Origin of the sequence: Dictyobacter kobayashii, from assembly GCF_003967555.1 — a bacterium.
Lineage (GTDB): Bacteria > Chloroflexota > Ktedonobacteria > Ktedonobacterales > Ktedonobacteraceae > Dictyobacter > Dictyobacter kobayashii.
Window position 1 is genome coordinate 1,989,911 of record NZ_BIFS01000002.1, and the last position, 19,557, is coordinate 2,009,467.

The following is a 19,557-nucleotide window of genomic DNA, read 5'->3' on the forward strand; positions in this document are numbered from 1 at the left end:
GCCGAGAACTGGTTGTTGCATGCTGAAGGGGAACATAGATTAAAAGGATTGCAAAAATAGAAATCTGTCTCACCGAAGAGCTTTTTGTTAATCTCTAAACGTTCAATAAGTAGTGTCGTAATACTGTTGATAAATACATAGGCATTCGTTATTTTGCATATGTTCTAAAGCAGAGGAGTCACCTTGCGAGATATTGGTTTATTATATCGGAAGTTTCATTCATATGGCCTTATTGCAGCTGCAATTATCGCAATTGCTCTGGCTTTACGTGTCATTCTTGTCTTGTTACATTGGCCTGCCACCAATAGTGACGAAGGAATCATGGCCATCATTGCCAATGATATTGCTTATCATGGAAAATCGCCACTGATGTTTTATGGTCAGGATTATATGGGGGTTATCGAGGCATATTTAGGAGCCTTCTTTTATCACCTAACCGGGGGGCCATCCATTACTGCTCTAAGGCTGGGCGTTATTTTGCTTATGGGACTCTTCTTTATTATTATGTATCGTCTCACCAGCCTGATCTATAATCCCAAACTGGCCTTGATGACACTGGCATTTCTTGGCGTCATTACCCTTTCCTATGTGGGTCGCCTGGTTTTAGGCACCGGTGGATCTGCTGAGACGCTGGTATTTGGCTCTCTTTCTTTCCTGGTAGCCGCATATCTTTCATATACTTATAAGCGCCAGGTTCCTATCAAGACCAGACTTTTGCGTCTGCTGGGCTATCTGCTCTTTGGCATTATTGTAGGACTTGGCATCTGGAGCGATATGGTCGGGCTGGCTCTGTATGCGATGGCTACGCTTCTATTGCTCGTTTTTTGCTGGCGCGAGATCTTTATCTGGGGCGGTTGGCTGGTAGGACTCTTAGGAGGTGCCATTGGCCTGCTACCAACGATCATCTATTCACTACAAATCGGCAAAAGCCCGATCGATGACTTGTTGGGAAAAGCTGAAAGCGCTCCTCTCAGTGCGACCCCAGAGCAATTGAGCCTCTGGCATAAGATTGTTGAAACGTTTCAGGTAAGCTTGCCGACCGCGACGGCCTCTCCTTTCTGCCCGGTGATTGAATATCCTTTTATGGGGGATAACACACGTCGATCTTTGGGCTGTGGCATTATTCAATCTAGTTGGAGTATTGGCTACGTCCTGTTGATTATCGCGTCTATTACGATTACGATCATCGCTCTTCGCTATCTCAGGAAAAATCGCGAAGGTGTAAGTGAGGCCGAGCAGCATCAGAAGCAGGTCACTTATGTAACACGACTCTGTATGCTTGGTTCTGCCATCCTGGCCCTCCTGATCTATATCAACAGTGCTGGTCCTGTTAATCAGCCAGGCTATCATGCGCGCTATATTATTAGCCTGCTGGTAGCCACTCCTGCTATTCTGGCGCCTCTTTACGATGCGGCACGGCATCTCCGGCAAGAACTCAAATGGGCCCGGCTGCGGTTCTATGGTAGCCGCGCTATTTTAGTCGCTCTGGCTGTTATTTTTATTGCTGGAACATGGATTGCTTTTACTGAAGTTCCAAAGGCCCAGGCGGCCAGTGCTCGACGCGAGCATCTCATCAGTCAATTGACGGCATTGCACGTGTCCTACCTCTACACAGACTACTGGACCTGCTATAGCCTGGTGGTTGCTACCATGAATACCAGCCATCCGATCACCTGTGCCGTTATCGACGACCAACTGAGCAACAAACATAACCGCATCAAAAGCTTTGAGACTGCCGTTGATCACTCCAAGCGGCCCCCTTTTATGTGCGCGACTGATCTGAGTCTTACAACCAAAGACACATATAATTGCTTGCCGGCGGCAACGGCCCTGGTCAAAAAGACGAACGATAAAATAGGGCGCTATTTTGTGCGCCACGTGCTGGATGGCTATATACTTTATAGACCTGAACCTAGATCCTAAAACCAGGCCGGTATCATCGGCGAGGCGAACATGACCCACGCAAGCGGTGGGGGGAGCCGTTCCCACCAAAAACGGCTCCCCTTGCAGGGAGAAACCGTGAAAAGAACCAGAAAAAAGGAAGCACGATTGAAAAAAGGGCAGATAGATTCCCCTCATACCTGGCCAGGAAGAGGAAGTAAAGAGACGGCAACCCCCGGGTGAATTGATATTTCTAGCCCACCAGGATAGATGTCATACCTTTTCAGAAGAGATGGCAGGAAGAGTGAACCAGAATGTGGATCCACTGTCAGGTGCGCTCTCAACTCCCACCTGCCCCCCTTGTTGCTCAATCAGCGCTTGACTAATGTAGAGGCCGAGACCCAGGCTCACACCAGTTCCATTGTGATTTTTGCTATCCTCCACGCGATGAAATTGCTTCCAAATAAGTTGTTGCTGCGACTTTGAGATGCCTGATCCCTGGTCGCTTACTGACACCCGTATCATTGTCTCTTCTGGCTCCAGGTGCACTTTCACTGGCGTATCCTCTGGAGAATATTTGAGCGCATTTGAGAGATAATTGTTGACCACCTGCCCCACACGATCAGCATCTGCCAGCACAAATGCTTGCAGGAGTGCGGTTTCCCATTGAATGAGGCGTGTGGGTGTAAGGATGCGCTGATCTTCAAGTACTTCATTCACAATTGGTACCAGATTACATGGTTTTCTGCGCATGTTTAGTTGCTGGGTTTGAATACGGGAGACATCAATAAGGTCATTGACTAAGCGATTTTGCATATTGACCTGACGATCAGCACGAGCGAGAGAATGCTGGATAGTTGTCAGTTCATAACGTGTGACTTCATCAATGGCTATCTGTTCTTGAAGGCGCGTGAGATGAAGTTGTGATAATTGGAGATTTCCTTTGATGGACGTGAGGGGAGTTTTGAGCTCATGACTGATCATACCCACAAATGCGTTCATCTGCTGTGCTGTTTTCTGTAAAGCTAGCTCACGCACTATTGCTTCAATATGTTCCTGTACAAGGAGGGCTCGTTCGGTCTCGTCTCGATTCATCTCTACAATTACCGCTGGTTGACGAGGTCCCATATGCACAAGCACCTGTCTGCTTGCGATGGTCATACTGGTGCCCGTGCGGTGGATATGTGTAATCTGCCCTTCCCATTGGCCTTCCTGGTGTAGTGAATGCTCAATCGTTTCCCGTGCTTCTTGAAATTGGGTTTGTAGGAGCATGTGAATCTTTTTTCCCCGTGCTTCTTCCTCACTCCATCCATACAATGTTGCCGCTCCCTGATTCCAGGCCACAATGCGATCATCTAGACGAATGATGATCGCATTGTGTGCCTGGGCAATACGGTCTATCTGCTCCTGAATGTGATGGGAGTTGAAAAATTGACCATCATGTTCGACGGTGTGGTAATCATCGACGTAATTTGAATTTACCGCCGCTTCTATCTGTACATTTTCTTCCATACAGTTACCTCGAGCAGTTTTTCATGAGTATCCTCCTCCTAGCCAAGAGCAGGTGTTTGCTCTTTGATTTTATATCCCTGTTCATCCATACGTGGCCCGAAAAACTCGAGCCGGTAGGTGCCGCTCGGGCATAAGACCTCGTGATAGTAGCAGAAGTTGGGAGCAACTATCTGGACCGTGTTCCCGTGCTTTATCTCTTGCAGGGGCGTACTCACAAAACCATTCAGGGCTTCCTCACGGTCTGGATACTCCGTAACGCTACCCGTGGCGTCGACGATCGTGTAATGTGTTGTAAAGGGAAATTGCACGTAAGGTCGGAAGAAGGTGATAGGCTGATCATGGTGGTTGAAGAGCACTGTTGTATCGGTAGGGAACCAGGTTTTCCAGGTTTCGTTTGAGAAGATGCCTTGCCTGACATTAAGGTAACATACCGCGCACTCGGTTCTAGAGTTGGCCTCTGGCGGGTATGGCGTGTTGCCATAAATGATGGTGCGCATATTTTTATTTGGACGCCAGATGCCAGGCGTCTCCTGTAGATGTTCCCAGGTATGTTCGCCATAGAGCAAAACAGGTTTTCCCTGCTGATAGGCCGCTTTGGCTTCTTCCTGCGTAATCTCTTGCCAGGTTGAGATTGGAACACAGAAGTTGCTGCTCTTCTTTAGCGGCAACTTCTCAGGCAATAGTGATTTCCATGACTGTGATGAGAGGGGAATATCGATATCAATGAGTTGTTGCATAGCCTCAGTAAGATTGGCTATCGAAAGTTTCTTCCCATTGAGCAATTGAGCATGGTAGGTTCTTTCAAGCAACCATTGTTCGCTCAGTTGTACCGAAAAGGGGATGCTGTCATGGTCATCAACTGTGTTTTCCCGCTTCGTAAGTGTTGTCATAATGTTTATTATCCTTTCAAGCTTGTGACCTCAGATGTGGCCTCTTTAGCTGGGGAACCTCCATCATCTAGCCACCGCTGTTGTGCCTCTGTCTCCGCAACGATATTCGGGAAGCTAGTATCGGGAAGATATGTTTTGCCGCGGTGTTGCCGCGTGGCCAATATTGGGGTGGGAGGAACACCCGGCCTCCCTTGTTCTTGATCATAATATTCGTAGACCATCTGATCGCTACGTACTGGATGTGGATGCTGCCCTACTGGGGGAGCCATCGCTATTGGTCCGGGACGAGATGTTGGCCAGGTCGGATAGATAACTGGACGTGTATCAGGGACGGATGGCAAGGGTATCTCTATAGGAGAATGATCATTGTTTTTATGGGAGCCTTTTGTGGCATTGCCCGCTTCCGCTTGAGCTATCTCCAGCGTCGCCGCTATCTCTTGTTCGAGCGCTTGTTTATTGAGTCCTGTATCTTTGATCTGATTTGACGACAGGATTGTTTGCTGTGAGGTTGCCATAGGGGTCACCTTTCTTTATGAAGCAGGGACATGCTTACCGAGCTTCTTCCTTGCAATGTAAATATTTTTTTGCAAAGCGACACATGGCGTATATGTTTTCCGATGACATCATTTATTTTTGAAGAGAGAGATACAAGCGGAGAGAGCGGCCGAAGCCATCTCGGACGACATGGTCCGAGGGTGAAGAGGTTGTTCTGGCGCCTGTTCATACAAGAGACATGACTGAAAGGGCGGGGCTCATAAAAAGGTTTATGAGATACTCTTAGTATACACTATTTTATAAGTAAATACAAATATTTGTGAAATTTCATGGAGCCATACAATAAATTATTTTTTATACTATTGAAGCTCAGGAATTGGTTAAAAAATGGCTTAATAAAAAGTCAACTGTTTGCAGTTTTTTTCGATGAATATTGTTATGCTGTAAAAAATAATGTATACTTAATAAGTAGCGTCAGTGCTACGATAAATTAAACTCTGGAAGAGCATTTAAAACTTATCTCTGCCATGGGTGCGCGATACTCACATGTATTTCGTGTCTTTCTTCATATGAGTGCGTGATCGTACGGCGCACTGATATAGCCGTGCTTGCCACTGATTTTTTACGTTTTGGGCAAGCTGTATGCACAGAAGGAGAGCAGTATGTCGCCGCTTTTAATCCTGTTAGTATTCCTGTTAATCTTTCTAGGTATTTATGCCTTTATGACCTATCGCCGTGATAGTGAAAAACGAGCGAGAGATAAAAGGCGCAACGAGTTCCACGATCGAGTCTAGTATGCACTCTATCATGGATCGTAGGTGCGGCCGTATATATTGTCATGCCCGCCTCGGTTAATACTGCTTCTTCTTTCCAATCCTTATACCATTGTCTGGTAAAGCGGATATCACCCCCTCTCAGACACCCCGAAATAAAAGCAACCAGAAAAGAGCATCGTATAAGTTCGAGGCTTGCCCACGCTGTGTCCAAAAGGGACCCTGGCTTTTGATGGCTTTGGTGGTGAAAGAAGTTGTCGCGAAATCAAAGCATTGGCGGTCAGGTCGTGTGTTACAATGGGTGAAGTTTACCATAACAGTAAGGAGTATGTTGTGCTTCACCAGATTCGTTGGACGATCCCCAAAATTTCACAGCGCTTGAAGTTGATTGAGCCGCTGGTGTATCGTCGGCGACAGGCATTGCCGCCGTTCCGTTTTCAGGCCTTGACGAGCCCACAGGAGACGCCTCCAGTTGGAGTTGAGGTTGATGATCGTGAGTGGAAGACCATTGAGCCCTATTCCTACTGGGGCGAGTGGCGCCAGAATTTTGTGTTACGAACGACCTTTCAGTTGCCCGAGGCGTGGAAGCAAGGCGCTCCTATCGCGTTGTATCTACCGATCGGTGATGCGGGCGACTTTATCCATCCTGAGGTGCTGGCCTATATCGATGGTGTGTCGTATGCCGCCAGTGATCGCTACCACCATGAGTTTCTGCTGCGCCCGCAATGGCAGGATGGGCAACAGCACACGTTAGCCTTACATGGCTGGACCGGCCTGGGTGGCGAGAAAGGCACGCAGCTGTTAATGAAGCCGGCCGAGGTGGTGCAGATCGATCAGCCGACGCGTGATTTTATTGCCACGGCCCGTGTGGCGCTGGGTGCGGCCCAGGTTCTGACCGAAGCAACCCCCGCGCGTGGCAAGCTACTTTATGCCCTCGATCGTGCCTTTACGATCCTGGATACCCGCGAGCCCTTTGGTGAGGCTTTCTATGCCAGTGTGGCTGAGGCGCATGCCGCCCTCAAAGAGGGAGTCGCGCAGGCGGGCGCTCCGTTGGATGTTGAGGTGGTGGGCACCGGTCATGCGCATATCGATGTGGCCTGGCTCTGGACACTGGGTCAGACCCGGCGCAAAGCGTCACGGACCTTCCACACGGTGCAGCGCCTGATGGAGCAATTTCCCGAGTATCATTTTACGCAGAGCCAGCCGCAGCTCTATGATTACATTCGCCAGGATCATCCTGAGCTGTTTGAAGAGATCAAGCAGCGCGTGGCCGAGGGCCGCTGGGAGCTGACCGGCGGTATGTGGGTGGAGGCTGATTGTAACCTGAGTGGTCCCGAGTCGCTGGCCCGCCAGTTCTTGCTGGGTCGCTCCTTCTTTAAAGAACATTTCGGCGACCATGCCGATACCCCGGTGCTCTGGCTGCCCGATGTCTTTGGCTATGCCTGGGCCTTGCCGCAGTTGATCAAGCAGGCGGGGCTGGACTACTTCTTCACCATCAAAATTGGTTGGAGCCAATATAATCGCCTGCCTTATGATAGTTTCTGGTGGCAGGGCATCGATGGCACGCGTGTGCTGACCCACTTCAGCCCGACCCCCGAGAAGGGGAGCGCCTTTGCCAGTACTTACAACGCGATGGCGACCCCCGAGGATGTGCTGGGCACCTGGACCAATTTCCGCCAGAAGGATCTGGGCCACGATAATGTGACGCCGCCCGTCCTGACCGCCTTTGGCCATGGTGATGGTGGTGGTGGCCCGACCCGTGAGATGTTGGAGAACCTGCGCGAGATGGCTGAGTTCCCGGCGTTACCGCGCACCCGGCAGGGCCATGTGGATGCCTTCTTCCGCCAGCTGGAGGAGACCTCTGGCGCGCAGTTGCCAACCTGGAATGGCGAGCTCTATCTGGAGTTCCACCGTGGCACCTATACCACCCAGAGCCGCAACAAGCGCGCAAACCGCAAAAGTGAGTTCCTGTTGCACGATGCCGAGTTCCTGGCCACACAGGCTAGCCTGTTGAACAGCGGCTATAGTTATCCTGTGGACGCTATTCAGCGTGCCTGGCAGTTGATCTGTCTCAACCAGTTCCACGATATTATCCCGGGCAGTAGCATCCACGATGTCTATGTTGAGTCGGCCCAGCAGTACAAAGAGATTACGGAACTGGGCAGCGGTGTTCGTGATAAGGCCTTCCAGGCCATTGCCGAACAGCTTGGCGGCGATCTCTTGCTGGCCAATCCGATCTCCTTTGAGCGCAGTGACCTGGCTTACTGGCCACAAACATTGCCAGCGGGACACCATCTGCAAGAGAGCAAGACCGGCGAGATTATTTCTACGCAGGCGAGTGAGCAGGGGACCTGGATCGATGCCGGAACGGTTGCGCAGTTTAGTATCACCAACTTGCAGATTGCTGAAGGAGAACAGAAACAGCCCACGACCGAACTGAGCGTGACCCCCGAGGTGCTGGAGAACAAGCATATCCGTATCGAGCTCAATAGCGATGGCGACATTACCCGCGTCTACGACAAAGTTCATGCGCGCGAAGTCCTGCCCGAGGGAGCCATCGCCAACCAGTTCCAGGCCTTTGAGGATCGCCCAATGAACTGGGATGCCTGGGATGTGGATATCTTCTATGATGACAAACAGTGGTTGGCCGAGCCTGCTACCTCGATCCGCGTGGTTGAGAGTGGTCCACTGCGCGCCACCCTGGAAATCCAGCGCCGCATCCTGCACAGCGACTACACCCAGCGCATCTCGCTCAGCTACAACAGCCCGCGCCTGGACATCGACACCCAGATCGACTGGCGTGAGCGCCACATCCTGCTCAAAGTCGCTTTCCCGGTCGACATTCTGAGTCCGGTGGCCACCTACGAGATCCAATGGGGCAACGTCCAGCGTCCAACCCACCGCAACACCAGCTGGGATTGGGCCAGATTTGAAACGTGTGCGCAAAAATTCGTCGATCTGAGCGAGGGTGATTATGGCGTGAGCTTGCTCAATGACTGTAAATATGGTCATGACATCAAAGACAATGTCATTCGTATCAGCCTATTGCGCAGCCCGACCATGCCCGATCCCGAGGCAGACCAGGGCGAGCAACGCTTTACCTATAGTCTACTGCCGCACACGGGCAATTGGAGTGAGAAGACCATCAGTGCTGCCTATGCATTGAATGATCCCTTGCTTGTCTATACGCCAGAGCGCTCGACGAGTGTGTCTGCTGAACAGCGGCAACTCCCAGCTCTCTTCAGTGTAGATAAACCCAATATCATCATCGAGACGGTCAAGCGTGCTGAGGATGGCAATGGGATTATTGTACGTCTGTACGAGAGCCAGCGCCGCCGTGGTCCTGTCACCCTGAGTGCTGGTTTTGAACTGGCCGAAGTCTGGCACACCAATCTGCTCGAAGAAAATGGCGAGCAACTGCAGAGCCAGGGTAATCAGGTTACCTTCTCGATCAAACCCTACGAGATTGTCACCTTGCGCCTGGTGCAGGCATAGGCCTCAGTCTAATCTGATAACCTTGAAACGACGCCTCATCCAATGTCTGGAAGGGGTGTCGTTTTGTGCTTCAGGCAATTTTTGAAATTTCTTGATATTCAGGCGAAACAAGTGATCCAATATATTTTCCCTGGCGTATTCCAACGTCAGTTTCAGGGCAGGGACTCATCACGACCTCGAGGAAGAACGCGCAACAGTTAACTGCGATCGTTTTTATGCCGCTTAATCAACGTACCAGGCTCCATAGCGGCGATCCAGCCACGCTCCAACTTGGCACAACCGGTATTACTTTACATGGCTCAGTGAAGCAAATCGCATCCGAGGCTATTGGTCCGGATGAGGCACGCGCTCGCTTTCATTTACAGGGCCCCCTGGCTCAGATTGTCCTCACTCCTTCTGTGACTGTCATGGTGCAGATCGAAGCTACCCCCACTGCTCATACATATGCCGGCAGTTACTGTATGACGAGCGTACAGACTGGCACGCAGAGTGTGCTTTCACTCTTACCCGGGTTTGATCACATTCTTTCGTCGTAGTAAGAAGGAGTTGTCTATGCGAGATGCACAACCTGACGACAGACATACAGAAAAGGTGTCCGCTCAGACATTGCCAGAGCAGCAACCAGCAATGCGCATTCAGCAAGATAGTGAGAGCGCTAACGCCCACATGCTATCACTTCCGCCAACTGTCCCCAGGCGACCAGGATCTGATCCTCAGGTAAATTCAGTCCAGAACATAGGCGATGCCGGGGAACTGGGGATGCCGACACAGCATATGGGCGCCATCAAAGGTATGGCCGAACTCATTCGCTTAGCGCAACTGATACAGGAGGAGGAACGGCGTACAGACCGACAAGCAGATCAGAGCGCCAGTTCATCTTCAGCGGCCAAACATGGTAACAAGCAACCCTTACAGCGTAAAAAGAAGAGCTGGCGCCGGGTTCCTGAGATGCGGCAGATGAGCGAAGTCGAGTGTGGCGCCGCCTGCCTGGCCATGATCCTGAATTATCATGGCTGTGCTACAATCATTTCGGAGGTACAGGAGCGCTGCGGCGTCGGACGTGATGGTTTGAGCGCCCTGGCTATTCTTGAATCGGCCCATCAATATGGATTGCGTTCACGACCCGTTTCTATCAAAGATATTGCAAATTTCCGTTTTGTCATGCTACCCGCAATCGTTCATTGGGAGTTTAATCACTTCATCGTTGTTGAGCGCTGGTCCAATCAATATGTAGATGTGGTCGATCCAGCCGTTGGACGGCGGCGCCTGACAGCAGAGGAGTTTGCCGATGGTTTTACTGGCGTTGTGTTGATGCTGGAGCCGGGGCCACAATTTGAACGCCGTACAGCCAGGCAAACCCTCTCACTCACGACCTATACGCGTTCGCTCTTGCGTCTACGAGGCACCATCGTACAAATATTATTGGCCTCATTGTTGCTCCAGCTGTTTGGCCTGGGCACGCCACTGTTAACACGCGCCATTGTGGATAACATCATTCCAATGCAAGCCGTCAATTTACTGACCTTTCTGGGTGTGGGAATGATTATTCTGATTCTCACACAAGGCATCACGATGTTCTTGCGCTCCTCACTGCTCATCTATCTGCAAACACGCATTGACGCGCAGATGATGCTCAATTTCTTTGAACATATGCTGAGCTTGCCCTATCGCTTCTTTCAGCTCCGTCTCAGTGGTGACCTGCTTTCGCGCGTCAATAGCAATATTGTTATCCGTGATCTACTCTCCAATCAACTGGTCTCGACCTTGCTCGATGGCAGTACCGTGATCGTCTATATGGTCATCCTGTTCTCTCAATCGCCTCTGATCGCAGGGATCGCATTGGTGATTGGCCTCATTGAAGTTGCATTACTCGGGCTGAGCGCACCCGCTATTCGTAGAATGACACAGAAAGATCTGGCGGCTCAGGGAAAGACGCAGGGTTATCTCAACGAGGCCCTGTCTGGTATTGCAACCCTGAAAGCCGCGGGAGCTGAACAGCGCGCGCTTGATCGCTGGACCAACCTGTTCTTTGATGAGATGAATATCTCTATGCGCCTCAAATATCTTACCTCTATCATCAGTGCGCTGATGAATGTGCTCCAACTGCTAGCCCCACTTGTACTCCTCTGGGTTGGCGCGCTACAGGTGATTCACGGCATGATGTCGGTTGGTAGTATGCTGGCCCTCAATGTGCTGGCGGCCTCTTTTCTAACACCATTCAGTTCGCTCGCCACTACCAGTAGTAGTTTGCAGATTGTACGTGCTCACTTTGAGCGTATCTCTGATGTTGTGAGTGCGGAGATCGAGCAGAATCCACAGCAGGTGTCGCAGCCGCCGCGTTTGACCGGACACATTGTGGTAAAAGATGTCAGCTTCCAGTACGATGCGCAAACACCCATGGCTGTACGCGATATCACGGTCTCTATCCAACCTGGTCAAAAGGTGGCGCTCGTTGGCAAAACCGGTTCCGGCAAGAGCACGCTTGGTAAATTACTGATCGGGCTGATAACGCCCACGCAAGGGGATATTCTTTTCGATGGCCTATCCCTCCGAACCTTGAATTACCGTGCGTTGCGCAGTCAAATCGGGACGGTGTTGCAGGAAGCTTTTATCTTTAGTGGCTCGGTCCGTGAAAATATCGCGCTCAATGATCCAGAAATGGACATGGAACGTGTTGTGCTGGCCGCACAGGCAGCCGACCTTCATGAGGATATCGAGAAGATGCCGATGCAGTATGAGACGCTGGTATCAGAAGGTGGGAGTGCTTTCTCTGGTGGACAACGCCAACGCCTGGCCCTGGCCCGTGCTCTGGCCACCCGGCCTGGCATTCTCCTTTTGGACGAAGCGACCAGTGCATTAGATGTCGCGACGGAGCGCACGGTGGAAAAGAATATCAGTGCGCTCTCCTGTACACAGATCATCATTGCTCATCGTTTGAGCACTATTCGTCACGCGGACCTGATACTCGTGTTGGATGAAGGTCGCATCGTAGAACAGGGCTCACACGCGACATTGTTAGGCCATAATGGTTACTATGCCAGACTTATTCAAGCGCAAATGGAAGATGGCACCATCACGGCTGGATAACCATCCATACCCCCCAAAAGTCCTGTAAAAAGAAACTGATCAATTGACAGCCAAAACACTGCTCTGTATACTCAATTATTAGTACAGCCGGTATGCATTGTAGATAGCAAGGATATTTCGATATATCATCAATAAGCTGTTGGCGAATTTTCCACATAGCATTCACTTCCAGCGAAAAAAAGCAAACGAATCTCTTGTATTTAACATGTGTATACATCCGGAATTCGGGTTATGTAGACAGGCTATGGATAGTTTTATTGTTTAGCCTGAATCATTTTGTATGAAGGGAGTACGATGGTCTTCAGTTCTTACTTCAAGCGTTTCGGCCTTGCTGCGTTCGGCCTGGCTCTGTGTCTGATTGCATTGTTGGCCACACTGGGTGGCGTACATGCTGCTCCGGGTCCATTTCAGGTCAAAGTGCTGGTTATTACTATGTTTTCGTCTGAGACTCAGCCCTGGTTAGCGCACGAGAGCCTGCCTCTCGATTATAAGACTACTGGCGCTTTTAGCGATATGCATTGTAATAGTAACGGCCTCTGTGTTACGACCACTGGTGAAGAGAAAGTAAATGCTGCCGCCAGTATGATGGCGATCTTGCGCGATCCGCAATTTTCGTTCCAGAATACCTATTTTATGACTGCCGGCATCGGTGGTGCGTCTCCTTCTACCAATACACTAGGTTCCGCGGCCTGGGCACGCTGGGTTGTTGACTGGGATCAAGGCCATCATCTCCTGCCAAATACAGTTACCAATACGCCTTATGGCTACTTGCAGAATAATAAGGCAGGCACCGGTGTCTATCATCTCAATGAAACTCTAACCAATCTGGCGGTGAGCGTCACTTCTAAATTGCAGCTGCAGGATAGTGCCCAGGCACAGGCGGCCCGGCAGAAATATCCAAATCAGGCCAATCAGCATCCTTCAGTACTGGCTTGCGATACTATGGCGGGTGACGATTATTGGGCCGGCCAGCAACTCTCAAATGAAGCGCAGTATATTACAGGTCAGTTGACAAATAATCAAGGAAAATATTGCACCACGGAACAAGAAGATACCGCTGTGGCTGCGGTTCTGCAGCGTACAGGTCATCTGGATCACTACCTGAACCTGCGTACAGCCAGCAATTTTGATCAGCCAGCGGCCGGCCAGACCATTCAGGATCTGCTGGCAACCTTCCCGGGTTCAAGCATCGCCTTCTCGAACGCTTACCTGGTTGGTTCAACCATGGCCCACTACCTGCTCACATATAATGGGGCATAACCCATGGAGATTATCCGCATAAAGTTTGCTTAAGCAGTAAAACTGAGACACCTTTTTTGTAGAGAGGTGTCTCAGTTTTCTTATTGTGCTCTCGATAACTGCTGATCAGTTCATGGCCGGGCTTGTTTATAGGCTCAAGCCAGTGACATTGGTGACGTTGCCCATATCGACTGTACATAGAGGCCCAACGTTGGCTACATATTCGGGATCGGATGTGGATAATTTGTAGATGAACTCGACATATTCCGCCGTGCCATCATTGGCGTACCAGATCAGGTCATAGCTACCCTGGGGGATACCCTGGAAGTCAAAGTTTCCGTTCGCCTGGATGTCGGTTTTGTATGGGGCATTGTTCCATTTGTCAAACAAGCTACCCTGCGGCATGTTCCCACGTAGACCCTGTACCAGCGCGATTTGTGAATAAGGGCGTGCCGGCGTGGTATTGGTAAAGTGCCCTTTGACATCTTGGGGCACGCTCAACTCTTGTTTGGCCTTCTGACCCTCCGGGGTGTCGGCATAGCTCTTAGCTAATTGCTGATAATACGTGATTGAGTTTGTACAAGAAGTAGCGCGTGTGGTTTCACCCTGACCCAGGATAGCTTTGGATAAATCCCTATGTACCTGTGTGGCTATGGCAGGATATGGATAAGTCGAGACGATTTGATTGAACGAGTCTACCGCGCCATTATAGTCTTTATTGTGTAGTTGCGTTTCGCCTTGCCCCAGGAATGCCTTTGACATATTTGTACGTGTATCATTAGTCTCTTTGGCACCTGGAAATGCAGTAAGAATTTTGTTGAAGCTATCAATCGCTGAACTATAATTCCCGGCCAGCAAATGGCTATTGCCTATCTGATAGTAAGAGGTGGCGTCCAGAGGCTGAGCACGGTTTTTGCAACTGTCATTACAATACTGCAGGCCTAACGTTGTATCCAATATCTGGGTCGCATCTGTATAGTTTTGCGATTGCATACTTTGCTGGGCCATGGTAATACGTGTGTCTATGCTACCTGTCTGGGCACGCACTACCTGTTGTTGTACATCCTCTCCGGGTGGTGTGTTGTTGCCAGGGTTGCTAAAGTGGTCGATAACATATGCAAATTTCGGTAAGGCCTCATCATAATGATGATTTTTACTGAGATCCAATCCCATGAAGTATAGGTGCGGGCAATATCAGTACCATTTGGTGCCTGTTCACCGGAGAATGCATATTCATTAATGGCCTGTTGCCATTTTTGCTGGCTTTCCAGCGCTTGTCCCTGCCATTGATGGAGGCTCGCTTGAGCAAATCGGGCCCAGCCAGAGAAAATCAAGAGCACCAGTAAGAAGACTGTAGAGACAATGCGGCGTTTTTTGCTGGTTGGTACGATAGCGCGCAGGCGCGTACGTACCAACCATCCTACCGCGACAAGCACGCCAATGATCAATGCAGCAACTGAGGCCTGGGAGGCTCCCTCAGCCCAGTCGCTGCCCAGAAAATACAATCCTATCAACAGTGCTATAGTTAGCACAATCCCACCAATGAACAGCCATAGTGGTAACGGCGCGCTTTGTTTCTTAGGCTGTCTGGGCCTGGGTTGATGGCCGATATACGGTCCTTGTTGATAGTTTACTCCGGATTGATAGTTGGGTGGTGGATATATAGGTCCAGATTGGTAATTGGCCCCGGACTGATAGCTGGGTGGTGGGGGATAGCCAGCGCTGGATGGATAATTAGGTCCCGCTGGATAATAGTTGGGCGGTGGAGGATAACTAGCGCCGGATGGATAATTGGGTGGTGGTGGCGCATTCGGAATAGTTGAAGCGTTGGTCGGGTCAGGTTGAATATGCGATGGATTGTCAGTCACTGTGTTTTTTTGCGCAGGAGCATTGCTAGCGAGTGGCTCTAACTTTTGGGTTGGTTCTGGTGGCGTTGGGGACAATGGTGTTCCAGTTACTGTCTGGTCGTCGTTGTTGTCATTTGCTGGTACAGAAGGTGATGAATATGTGTTTTCTGGTTCATTTGAGGGCAGTGTTTTTTCAGTATCCTCCTCTTGAGCGGAGGCCTGGGAGAAAGGTTGGTCGTGGTAAGATGAGTCCATTCTTGTATGGGACCTCCATGTGCTATACAACTGCTATGAACTTTGGTGCTATCTGTATCTTCTTTCCGCGCATGTTATAAAAGGAGAAATATAGATCGCTTTTATATTTCCTAAGTAATAGAGACGCAAAAATGAGCTGAAAGTAGATAAATACTATTCGATATATTAACGTATTTAAACAGAAATGTAAATGCTCTGCCTGTTTTATTGGCAGGGCTATTTAATGTTTTTCTTTGGCGCCTGCGGCGCCGGATTGGGGGTGTGGAGTGGACGGCCACAGCCACACACTCCACACCTGAAAGATGTACATTCTCTGGACGAACATTGAATAGCCCTGTTATTGGATTATTGGAACCACAACTTGACTATTTGCGCCAGAACATGTAAACTCTAGGAGATATAACTGTTTGCATGGCTTGGAACAGACTACTCGCCGATCCTGTTCCCTGATAAAGACGCTAAAGAGCTCTGAGCAATCCTCTGTAGATTAATCTCTTCCTGCACGCCAGTTCTACTTGATATCAGTTAGCAGCATTGCTTCCGTTTCCTACGGCCTGCTCCTGGTACTCCCTATGGCGTTGTGCTTTTAGGGAACTATACAGCGTCCATAGATGACGCTTTGGCCGAAAGGATTTTTAATGCCATCTTTTTCTGATTTTACTTTGCAATCTACAACTCGTGCGGTGTTAGCGAATATGGAGATTACCCAGCCCTCCCCTATTCAGGCTGGTGCTATTCCGGTCTTGCTGGCTGGAAAAGATCTCGTGGGACAATCGGCTACCGGCTCTGGTAAAACATTAGCTTATAGCATTCCTCTGGTTGAGAGACTTAGCCGGGACAAACGTGTCGTACAGGCTCTGGTGCTGGTACCAACCCGTGAGCTGGCTGTTCAGGTCAATAGTGTATTAAACAAACTGGCCGTGGCACGTCGACTTACAACAGCGCTGCTGGTCGGTGGCCGACCTTATAATCCTCAGATATCTGCGCTTCGTTATGGCGCTCAGATCGTTGTTGGTACGCCAGGACGTATCAAGGATCATCTGGAACGCGGTACCCTGGTATTAAACCAGTTGAGAATCTGTGTTTTGGATGAGGCGGATCAGATGTTGGATAGCGGTTTCGCACCTGAGATTGAAGATATCCTGACCACTACGCCTGAGAATCGTCAAATGGCCCTCTTTTCTGCCACTATGCCAGAATGGGTAGCTAAAATACAAGAGAAATTCCTGAAAGATCCTGTGACGGTTGCGATCCAACCGACTGTAGGAGCTGAAAGTACCATTGAGCAGATTGCCTATCAGATCCCGCAGGAAAAGAAAATGGCGGCACTCTGCACGCTCTTAAATTCCACCGAAGGTGAGAGCAGCCTGATCTTTGGCAAGACCAAATATGGGGTTGAAAAATTGGGCAAGCAGCTCAGCAACCTGGGTTTTGCCGTGGGTACACTCCATGGTAACAAAAGCCAGCGGGCTCGTGAAGAGGTGCTGTCAGCTTTCCGTCATGGACGGGTCCACACTCTGCTGGCTACTAATGTAGCCGCGCGTGGACTGGATATCCAGGGGATTTACCAGGTTATCAACTATGAATTGCCTGAATCCAGTGAGCTTTTTACCCATCGTATTGGCCGTACGGGGCGCATGGGGCGTCAGGGTAAGGCTATTACGCTGCTGGCACCATCTGATGTGCCAAAGTGGCGCCGTATGTCTCGTAATCTCGGCCAGGCCGTCTCGTTGCAGCAACTGGCTATTAGTGATGATGCGCTGGTCGCCAAACCGCTTCCCGCACCTGTTATTGTGGCAGAGCCAAAACCAGAGCTGCGTCCAGAGTCACGGCCAATGCGTGGTCGCAATCGTCCTGCGCCTATTCAGGGCGGGGCAGAAATGTACCACAGATGAAATTTGAGAATGCCGCACCTGCTGATACGAAAAGGCGCGCTAAAAAGAACTTCAACAATGTAGCTCCTGCCTGGCAGCCAGAAGAAATTGCTGTACCGGAGCGTTCCTATGCCAGCAACGAGAGATATGGTGGTAGAAGGTCAACTGGTAAGCCATCTAACTTCAGCAAAACCAGGGGTAAGCGCCAGGAATATGCTCCTCTCGAGACCGAGGCACAGTACCATGGTCAGGAGACGCGCAGAAAATCCAGCGGCCGAACACGGCGTGTAGCTGTTCCCAATCGTTCGGGTCGCCGCTAACTGTTGAATTACAAATTACACTCCAGGCTCTTTAAATAAAACAATAAAAAGTCACCTCTTCTTGAGTACAGGAAGAGGTGACTTTTTATTGTTTTATCGTCATCTAGTGTAAGATGATGAATGCGAGTCGCTCTCTGCCATATCCTGACCAGGCTTCTTTTCCACTGCTTCTCGACCTCTCAGGGGTTTGTCTTCCAGGAAGAAGACCAGGATGAGCCCTCCCAGCATAAAGCTCAAGCTGAGGATAAACGTGTTATGAATGCCTTGCGCCAGGCCGATCTTGACGGCGTTTAGCAGTAGCTGATAGGTCGCCATGCCCTGTGCACCTAGGACCGAGAATTGTTTGCTGACCAGGCTTTGTGTTTCTGGCGACAGTAGGATATTTGGATTATCGAATATTGTGATAATATGTGTCGGAAGGGCCTGCCGTGTCGCTGCCGGTATGGCGTTATGGAAGGCGGGTTGATAGGTTGTGGTCATGATTGATCCCATTGCGGCCAGCGCTACCGTGCTGCCAATCTGACGGAAGAAGGTCAAAGCGGAGGTGGACTGCCCGATTTTGTCTGGTATCGCATTTTGCACGATCAGGGTATAAAATGATACCCCAAACCCCATCCCAAAGCCTATCACCACCATGGCGAGCCAGAGATCGCTGGCATTGGAATGAATATTTAAACGTAGTAGCATGGCCGCTCCACATACACTGATGGCCATGCCGATGATCGCGATCAGTTTATATTTGCCCTGTCGCGAAACTATCTGCCCCGAAACAATGCTGCTACAGACAAGCGTGAGCATCAACGGAGAGAGTAAGAGTCCACTATTGGTGGCTGAGATACCTAGAATGCCCTGGGCGAAGAGTGGGAGAAAGAAGATACTGCCGAACAGGGACATATTGGTGGTCATGGTGATCAGTACGCTGATCACAAAGATTTTGTTGCGAAACAGGCTGGGATCGATGATTGGTTGTTTGTCTGTCCGTTCTTTGTGGGTTTCTACGATGACGAATGCGGCCAGCGCCAGGCCTGCGAGGGCCAGCAGGCCGAGGACCTGCGGCGAGAGCCAGGAATATGTGCTGCCAGCCCAGGTGAAGCCGAGCATTAATGGGACCGTTCCAATTATAAGGAGCGTCGCTCCCAGGTAGTCGATCGAGACATTTTTTCCTTTGCCACTTAAAGATGGCATCAGGAAGATCAGGACCACGAGAGCCAGCAGGCCAATGGGAAGATTGACATAAAATACCCAGCGCCAGTTGCTGTTCTCAGTGATCCAGCCTCCTACGGCTGGTCCTATCACTGAAGAGAGACCGAAGACGGCGCCGGTAACTCCTTGCCATTTACCGCGTTCGCGGGGTGTGAAGAGATCTCCTACCACGGCCATCGCGATTGGCAATAAGGCCGCTGCTCCTAAGCCTTGAAATGCTCGAAAGCCGATCAGCGCATTCATGCTTGGAGACATTCCACATAGGGCAGAGCCGGTCAGAAAGAGGATGATGCCGGCCAGGAAGATTGATTTGCGCCCATACATATCTGATAGCTTGCCATAGATTGGCACCATTATGGTTGAGGTGAGCAGGTAGGCTGTCGTAACCCAGGTGTAGCGGTCAAAGCCTCGCAGCTCGGATATGATGTGGGGCATCGCTGTCGACACGATGGTCTGGTCTAGTGAGGCTAAGAGCATGATGAGCAGAACACCTACCATGGTTAAGATCGTTTCGCGCCTGCTATAGTTACGCTGTTGGCCCTCTAGTCCAGAAGCGTGCTTATTCGTTGTAGAGTTTTCTGTCTGTGCAATAGATTCCATTGACCACCCCTCGACAAAATTTCGCTATAAATTTCTATTTGCGGATATTTAGCCCACCTGGCAGCTATGCTGTTGAAATATCACTA

General features: G+C 50.2%; 14 protein-coding genes. 8 read left to right on the plus strand and 6 right to left on the minus strand.

Going from position 1 to position 19,557, the window contains the following annotated elements; genetic code table 11:
* Positions 1 to 183: 183 nt before the first annotated feature.
* Positions 184 to 1,923, plus strand: coding sequence for a glycosyltransferase family protein (locus tag EL645_RS35105; RefSeq protein WP_126557070.1), 1,740 nt, complete (start codon positions 184 to 186; stop codon positions 1,921 to 1,923).
* Positions 1,924 to 2,154: 231 nt separating this feature from the next.
* On the opposite strand, the gene EL645_RS35110 is transcribed toward EL645_RS35105, so the two are convergent.
* The 3 genes from EL645_RS35110 to EL645_RS35120 are packed head-to-tail and all read right to left on the minus strand — an operon-like array spanning position 2,155 to position 4,798.
* A complete protein-coding gene (locus EL645_RS35110; RefSeq protein ID WP_126557071.1) occupies positions 2,155 to 3,393 on the minus strand; it encodes a PAS domain-containing sensor histidine kinase in 1,239 nt (412 codons plus the stop codon).
* A gap of 38 nt (positions 3,394 to 3,431) precedes the next feature.
* Entirely contained in the window at positions 3,432 to 4,283 is an 852-nt protein-coding gene (locus tag EL645_RS35115; protein ID WP_126557072.1) for a hypothetical protein, read from the minus strand.
* 8 nt (positions 4,284 to 4,291) lie between these two features.
* Positions 4,292 to 4,798 carry a hypothetical protein gene (locus EL645_RS35120; protein ID WP_126557073.1) on the minus strand — a complete coding sequence of 169 codons (507 nt, stop codon included), beginning with the start codon at positions 4,796 to 4,798 and terminating at the stop codon, positions 4,292 to 4,294.
* 642 nt (positions 4,799 to 5,440) lie between these two features.
* On the opposite strand from EL645_RS35120, the gene EL645_RS44815 reads away from it, so the two are divergent.
* The 5 genes from EL645_RS44815 to EL645_RS35140 all read left to right on the plus strand — a co-directional run bounded on the left by EL645_RS44815 (position 5,441) and on the right by EL645_RS35140 (position 13,393).
* Positions 5,441 to 5,572, plus strand: coding sequence for a hypothetical protein (locus EL645_RS44815; protein WP_281276457.1), 132 nt, complete (start codon positions 5,441 to 5,443; stop codon positions 5,570 to 5,572).
* 312 nt (positions 5,573 to 5,884) lie between these two features.
* The gene (locus EL645_RS35125; RefSeq protein ID WP_126557074.1) at positions 5,885 to 9,046 is read left to right on the plus strand and encodes an alpha-mannosidase; all 3,162 of its coding nucleotides are present in this window, start codon (positions 5,885 to 5,887) and stop codon (positions 9,044 to 9,046) included.
* 215 nt (positions 9,047 to 9,261) lie between these two features.
* Positions 9,262 to 9,582 (plus strand): hypothetical protein, encoded by a 321-nt coding sequence (locus tag EL645_RS35130; protein ID WP_126557075.1) that lies wholly within the window; start codon positions 9,262 to 9,264, stop codon positions 9,580 to 9,582.
* Between the two features lie 16 nt (positions 9,583 to 9,598).
* On the plus strand, positions 9,599 to 12,133 hold the full coding sequence (locus EL645_RS35135) for a peptidase domain-containing ABC transporter (protein WP_126557076.1): 2,535 nt from the start codon (positions 9,599 to 9,601) through the stop codon (positions 12,131 to 12,133).
* Positions 12,134 to 12,427: 294 nt separating this feature from the next.
* Entirely contained in the window at positions 12,428 to 13,393 is a 966-nt protein-coding gene (locus tag EL645_RS35140; protein WP_126557077.1) for a purine-nucleoside phosphorylase, read from the plus strand.
* Positions 13,394 to 13,519: 126 nt separating this feature from the next.
* On the opposite strand, the gene EL645_RS35145 is transcribed toward EL645_RS35140, so the two are convergent.
* Positions 13,520 to 14,419: a tetratricopeptide repeat protein gene (locus EL645_RS35145; protein WP_161977942.1), complete on the minus strand. Its 900-nt coding sequence runs from the start codon at positions 14,417 to 14,419 to the stop codon at positions 13,520 to 13,522.
* The gene (locus tag EL645_RS39760) at positions 14,419 to 15,474 is read right to left on the minus strand and encodes a hypothetical protein (RefSeq protein WP_161977943.1); all 1,056 of its coding nucleotides are present in this window, start codon (positions 15,472 to 15,474) and stop codon (positions 14,419 to 14,421) included. Before EL645_RS39760 ends, EL645_RS35145 begins: the two co-directional genes overlap by 1 nt.
* A gap of 638 nt (positions 15,475 to 16,112) precedes the next feature.
* Between EL645_RS39760 and EL645_RS35150 the strand changes: the two genes are divergently transcribed.
* Positions 16,113 to 17,369, plus strand: coding sequence for a DEAD/DEAH box helicase (locus EL645_RS35150; RefSeq protein ID WP_161977944.1), 1,257 nt, complete (start codon positions 16,113 to 16,115; stop codon positions 17,367 to 17,369).
* Positions 17,366 to 17,668 (plus strand): hypothetical protein, encoded by a 303-nt coding sequence (locus EL645_RS35155; protein ID WP_126557080.1) that lies wholly within the window; start codon positions 17,366 to 17,368, stop codon positions 17,666 to 17,668. Before EL645_RS35150 ends, EL645_RS35155 begins: the two co-directional genes overlap by 4 nt.
* Before the next feature lie 99 nt (positions 17,669 to 17,767).
* Here EL645_RS35155 and EL645_RS35160 read toward each other — a convergent pair whose 3' ends face one another.
* Positions 17,768 to 19,471 carry an MDR family MFS transporter gene (locus tag EL645_RS35160; RefSeq protein ID WP_126557081.1) on the minus strand — a complete coding sequence of 568 codons (1,704 nt, stop codon included), beginning with the start codon at positions 19,469 to 19,471 and terminating at the stop codon, positions 17,768 to 17,770.
* Positions 19,472 to 19,557: the final 86 nt, after the last annotated feature.